Source organism: Gemmatimonadota bacterium, from assembly GCA_026702745.1.
GTDB lineage: Bacteria > JAAXHH01 > JAAXHH01 > JAAXHH01 > JAAXHH01 > JAAXHH01.
In genome coordinates this window covers 1-6,241 of the sequence record JAPPBT010000062.1, presented here as the reverse complement: position 1 = coordinate 6,241, position 6,241 = coordinate 1, and the positions used below count along the sequence as shown (strand labels likewise).

At 62.2% G+C, this 6,241-nt stretch carries 4 protein-coding genes; 1 reads left to right on the top strand and 3 read right to left on the bottom strand.

All coding sequences use genetic code 11. The features are described 5' to 3' along the window. The coding region (locus OXH56_09950; GenBank protein ID MCY3555629.1) for an aminotransferase class V-fold PLP-dependent enzyme at positions 1-918 on the top strand (918 nt) is incomplete at its 5' end. Positions 919-974: 56 nt separating this feature from the next. Here OXH56_09950 and OXH56_09945 read toward each other — a convergent pair. From OXH56_09945 to OXH56_09935, 3 genes are read right to left on the bottom strand one after another with little or no spacing between them, the layout of a single operon-like run. Then, positions 975-2,360, bottom strand: coding sequence for a YihY/virulence factor BrkB family protein (locus tag OXH56_09945; GenBank protein ID MCY3555628.1), 1,386 nt, complete (start codon positions 2,358-2,360; stop codon positions 975-977). 14 nt (positions 2,361-2,374) lie between these two features. Then, entirely contained in the window at positions 2,375-3,748 is a 1,374-nt protein-coding gene (gene mgtE / locus OXH56_09940) for a magnesium transporter (protein ID MCY3555627.1), read from the bottom strand. A 19-nt stretch (positions 3,749-3,767) separates the two neighbouring features. After that, on the bottom strand, positions 3,768-5,957 hold the full coding sequence (locus OXH56_09935) for a transporter substrate-binding domain-containing protein (protein MCY3555626.1): 2,190 nt from the start codon (positions 5,955-5,957) through the stop codon (positions 3,768-3,770). Positions 5,958-6,241 lie beyond the last annotated feature (284 nt).

The window sequence follows — 6,241 nt, the reverse complement described above, 5'->3', positions numbered from 1 at the left end:
AACGGACCCTTCGCCAATCGCCTCGTCGAGATACTGAAGGCCTTCCGGTGTGAGGTCATCGCCGTGGACGACCCCTGGGGAGAGCCCGGCGACCCGGACAAAACGCGCGACGCCCTCGAACGCCATCCCCGGACCGCCGGCCTGGTCGTGGTCGCCAACGACACCGGCACGGGCGTGCGGAATCCGCTGGAGGCTTACGCCGGCCTGGCCCGGGAATTCGACCTGCCCTTTTTCGTGGACGGCGTGTCGGCCCTGGGCGGCTATGACATCCCCGTGGACGAACTGGGCATCGACGTGGCCGTTACCTCCTCCAACAAGGCCCTGGAAACCGCGCCCGGGCTGGGCATCCTGGCGGTAAGCGACCGGGCGTGGGACATCATTCGCGCCAAGGACAGCGGTCATCGGGGCTGGTACTACGACCTCGCCGTGTGGAAACGGGCTTCCGAATCCTCTGGCGAGCATCCCTATCCCACGACCCAGGCCAGCAGCCTGATCGTCTCTCTGCACGCCAGCCTGAAGAGAATCCTGCACCGGGAGTCGCTGGAAGGCCACTGGGCCCGGTACGCGTGGGCCCGGTCCGTGGTCCGCGCCGGGGTGCGCGCGGTGGGGTGCACACCCATTGTGGCCGATGCCGCCGCGTCCTGTACCGTGACCACCTTCCGGGTCCATCCGGACGTGTCAGAAGCCGCGGAACTGCGCACCTACCTGCTCCGAAACCACGGATTCCTGGCGGCCCAGGCCATGGGAGAGTTCGCCCGGGATGCACTGCGCGTGGGTCACATGGGCAAAGCAGGTTCGCGGGAGTACATCGAGCCCTTCCTGCTCGGGATGGAGGAGTTCTTCCGCGCGGTCAAGGGCCACGACCTGCCGCAGGGATGCAGCCTGGAAGGATTACGCCGTTCCGGGATTTCCTACTGAAGAACCAGATACCTGGGAAAATCCAGATACCTGGTAAGAGCCGATACCTCAGAAGGTCAAGATACCTGGGGGCCGTCCTCGGTGTGCTCGCCGGGTGCCTTGCGCGGCGGTGTGAGTGAGAGGACCGTGTCCGTGAGGGACTGGTCGAGGGGATAGCGGTAGGAGGTCCGGTAGTACTGCAGGAGGTCCCGGGCCAGGGCGTTCAGCGGATCGACGCTCTGGAAGCGGTCTGGGAGCGGTCCCGGATGGTACAGTACGTTCAGGAGGGACCGCAGGGGCAAGTCCTCCGGCGAGGTCGCCGGCATGTAGGTAATGTGGTACCCCGATTTGCGCGAAAGCAGTCCTGAATCCACGTAGGCCGACAGCATCTCGTCTAGTACGTTCTCCGGTGCCCCGGTCTGCGCGGATAGCCGGTCCAGCCTGGTCGGCCTGTTGTCTTCCACGAAATTGCGGAAGATGTAGAGGAATGCGAGGACGTTGATGTAGCTTCGCAGCGCCGTCCCGTGGACCCGCTCCGACTGCCGCCACTCCATGATACCCACGTTCTGGATGGAATAGGCCAGGATCGCTCCGAGCAGCAGGATCACCCATCCGAGGTAGAGCCAGATCAGGAAGATCGGCAGGGCGGCGAAACCCGCGAACAGGATCTCCCGCGCACCGGCCTGCGTGGTGTCCGCAATCAGCTGGGCGAATAACCGGTTGAGCAGAATCCAGCCGCACCCCGAAATCATCCCGCCGACCAGCGCGGACCGTATGGAAACCCGTGTATTGGGTACCGACCAGATGATGAGGGAAAAGAAGAGTCCGATCAGCAGGACGGACAGGGGCGAGAAGCCCGCGATCCTTTCGAAGTTGGCCAGTAAGGCAATGCTGTCCGATGATCCCATGAAAGTCACGACACCCACGATGATCAGCGGTCCGATGAGCAGCAGTGCCAGGTAGCTTACCAGGCGCTGTCTCCAGCTTCGCATGCGCCGCACGTGCCAGATGTCGTTGTAGGATTCCTCGATATTCGCCAGGATGCCCAGCACGGCGAACAGAAGTACCACCAACCCGATGTATCCCAGCGTGCCGGTCTGGGCATTGGCCAGGAAATCCATGATCTGCGTGGCCACGATGTCGCCGTCGCTGCCCAGGGGACGCAACCACTCTCTCAAGGTCGGTTCGAAGTCCACGTAGAGTCCCAGGCTCTGGTACAAGGTGAATACGATGGCGAGCAGTGGCACCAGGGCCAGCAGGCTCGAGAAGGTCAGGGCCGAGGCCCGGGTCAGCAAACGGTCCTCCCAGAACTGGTGATACAGGAAGATCATGGACTTTGCGACGCGCACGAGGAGCGCGTGCAGCCTGGACAGCCCCCGGGTGTTGATGTGCCAGATCTCGCTGCCGATGAACCGGCCCGCCTTGCGCAGGTTTCCTATGAAGCGGGTAATACCTGGATGCACGTTTAAATCCCTTTTCAGACCAGATTCGGCAACATGAACTGTGCCAGGCTAAGCAGGAGAAAGAAGCCGCACATGTCCGTTACCGTCGTGAGCATGGGACCGGATGCCAGCGCGGGATCGACCTTCATCGCCCGAAGCGCGAGGGGAATGCACCCTCCCAGACACGCCGCCAGCAGCGTGTTGGCCGCCAGGGCGGTTCCGACGACGAGGCCCAGGTAGGGATTCCCCTGCCACAACAGGGTGGCGCCGGCGAGCAGCGCGCCGAGGGCTACGCCGTTCATGAGGCCGACGGAGGCCTCCTTGACGAGGACGCGCAGAATCTCCCCGGGCCGTACGAGTCCCAGGGCCAGTTCCCGGATGCTCACCGCGACCGCCTGGTTGCCCGAACACCCGCTCATGTCCGAGATAATGGGTAGAAAGACCGCCAGGATGATTGCCGCTTCCAGCGTGTCCTGGTACAAGACGATGACGCTCGCGGCAATGATGTTCAGGACGACGTTGACGCTGAGCCAGGACAAACGTCGCGTGGACCTCGTCAGGACGGGCATGCTGCGCAGTTCCTCGCCGCCTACGATGCCGCTGGTCTTGAGGAACTCGCTTTCGGTCTGTTCCGTCAGTTTTTCCTGCACGTCCGCGGCGCGTACCACGCCGACCAGTCTGCCTTCTTCGTTCGTGACCGGCAACCCCAGGTAGGTGTAGGTTTCGAAGAGGTCGCGCATCTGCTCGAGCGGCGTAAGCACGTTGACGCGCACGGGATCTTCCACCATGACTTCGGTGAGTTGCTGGCCGGGCAGGGCCATCAGCACGTCACGCAACCGCAGCACGCCCGAAAGTCTCGCCCCGTCCGATACGTAAAGGTACTGCACGTCGTAACCGACGTATTCATCGTGCCGGTTCCGAAGGTCTTCTATTACGTCCTGCACGGAGAAATGATCAGGATAGGACACGAACTCGGTCAGCATGATCCCGCCGGCCGTTTCGTCCGGATATTGCAGCAGCTGCCGGACTTCCGCAGCCCTTTCGTCCGGCATCGCCTCGAGAATGGCTTCCGCTTCCTCGTCCTTGAGACCTCCGAGCAAATCGGCCTGGGCGTCGCTGTACATCTCGTCCACGATCGCCGCGGCATCGGTGGGTGAAAGATCCTCGATCAGGTCGACCGCCTGCACGTCCTCGACGCGGTCGATCAGTTCCGCCGCGTCCTGGGGCGACAGGAGACCGAGCAACCGGGAGTGTTCTTCCTGGCTCAGGCGCGAGACGGCCCGTGCCAGTTCGGTGGCCGTAAGCGACCCGATGTAGGAAGGCAGCACGTGCCGCGATTCGGCCTGGATGAGCGCCTGTAGATGCTGCCAGGGTTCCTGGCGGGTCGGGTCTTGGACGTCGGAATTCATGGCAAGCTCCGACAGTGGGCTATTTCGGTATGACGAGTTCTGTCGTGGTGTCGTACTGGACCGGGCGGACCAGGCTGACCGGACTAAGCGGACCGTCGAGTGCGAGCGGTTCCGGGCGAGTTGATTCGACGGTTCGAACCGGCTCGGTCGAGGCGAGTACTTCCAGGTAGGCGTCATAGTACTGCTGGATATTCTCGACGTAGTGTACCGGCTGTCCACCCCGACAGAAACCGTACCGTGCCCGGCTATAGTACTCAGGCCTGGAAAGGAGCAGCATGGCTTCTTCGACGTGGCCGAACCACCGGTTGGCGTCCCATCCCTTCTGCCTGGCCAGGCGGCGGGCGTCGAGGAGGTGGCCGTATCCGACATTGTAGGACGCGAGCGCGAAATGCACCCGTGTTTCCATCGGCAACTTCGGGTCGAACCGGTCCAGTAGGTGGTCCATGTACTTGACGCCCGCATGGATGCCTTCTTCCGGGTCATGCAGCTCGGTGAATCCCATCTGCTCTCCCGTGGCCGGCATCACCTGCATGAGTCCCTGGGCGCCTACCCAGCTCACAGCGTCCGGATCGAACCTGGATTCCTGGTACATCTGCGCGGTGACAAGGCGCCAGTCCTGGCCGTAAAAGCCGGCGTACTTCTTTACGTGGTCGTCGAATGGCGACAATTGGCCGCTCAGGTCGACCCGCAGCGAGTCCTTGGACTTGGCTATGGTACGGATGTTCTCGAAGTACTTCCTGCGCATCAGGTTGAAGAACAGTCCCCGCTTCTCCTGGCTGATGTACTCGTCGAGGGCTGCGAGCAACGCCGTATTGTCCTTGCGCACGGCCCATCCCAGGGACGCGGGTCCGATGCTGAACGCCGCCTTCAGGTCGTGTCCGTACGCCTGTTCCACTTCCAGCAGATTCGAATCCGCCAGGGTCACGTCGTAGGTGCCGTCCTCGACACCGAACATGATTTCCTCCGTCTCGACGTCGCCCGGCAGCTCGACGATCTCCAGGCCTTCCACGGAATCCGCGGCGGCACGGAGCGGTGCGAGAAACGATGAACTGCCGCGGACGTGCACCGTTCGACCGGCGAGATCCCCGAAACCGGAAATGCCCTCTTCGTCGGTGCGGACGACCACCACTTCTTCCACATCGTTGTAGGGCGTCGTGAATGCGGCTGCGGCCGCCCTTTCTTCGTTGATCGTCATGGCCGCGGCGACGACGTCACCCTTGCCCTCGTTCAGGTAGTCGAGCAGTTTGGCGTGGTCGTCCGGTATGACGATTTCCAGCCGCAAGTCGTTCCGCCTGGCGAATTCTCTCAGGAGTTCGTATTCGTAGCCGACCTGCATGCCGCGGTGGATGAAGTAGGTAAGCGCGTTGTTTCGCGTGATCATGCGCAGCCGGCCGCGTTTCTTCAATCCGTCCAGGTCATCGGCGTAAACACGTTCACGGGTGGGCGATATCTGCCGGGCGAGCAGGATCTCGTCGACCCTGTTCTTCAGTTCCTTGTCGCCGGGTCGCATCAGCAGGACGACCTCGCGGTTCACTGACAGCGCTAGCGGCGCGGCCAGTTCGTCATACGCGCTTGCCACGGCGTACCACAGGTTGTTGTCGCAGACCGTCGCCTCGAATTCGCCGCGGGCGACTCCGTCGATGATACTTTCCGTCAGCAGGGTTTCCGGCACGGTGTTTATACGCAGCCCGGGCACCTGCTTCTGTAACTCCAGCAGCGTCTGGTAGTACGAGCTGGACGCTCGGACGCTGACCTCCATGCCGTTCAGATCATCGAGGCTGTCCGGGACGCTTTCGCCGGCGGGGACAATCAGGTATTCATCGACAAAGTGATAGGGCACGGAAAAGGCCGTTTTCTCCATCCGTTCCGGTGTATCCGTGAGGTTCGCGGCGATGAGGTCTCCTTCGCCCAGCAGAAGCTTGTCGACCATGGACCGGTGGTCCTCGACGGTGACGAGCCGCAGATCCAGCTTCAGCGATTCGGCGATGCCCCGAGCGATGTCATGGTCGAGTTCGACCGGTTCCGCGTTGCGGGGCAAATGGTCGACAGCGTCCGGACGGACGATGACGCGGACGACGCCGCGCGATTGGAGCTCAGGAAGATCTCCCGTATATTTGGGTGGTACCGGGATTCCGGAGCCGTCGCACAGTACGGCGGTCAGACCGATGAACAGGGCCGTTATAAACAGGACTATGGCGCGCGTCGACACACCTTACCTCCTTCATGACATTCCCCGTACCGGGCATTCCTGCCAGGGGACCTCAACTTGACAGTCCACGGGTCTTACGTTAAGATACAGCCCTTGAAATATACGCATCGGCGCCGGCGATGCGACAAAAAAATGCCGGAAGTACCGGCCCTGTCGGGAAGGAACGGACTATGGATACCCTCATCAATCTCCTTGAACAGTCGTGGCAATGGACGGGCCAGGAACTCGCCATCACCTTCGCGATTCTCCTGGGGACCTTTGTCGTAAAATGGGTGTTCAAGCAC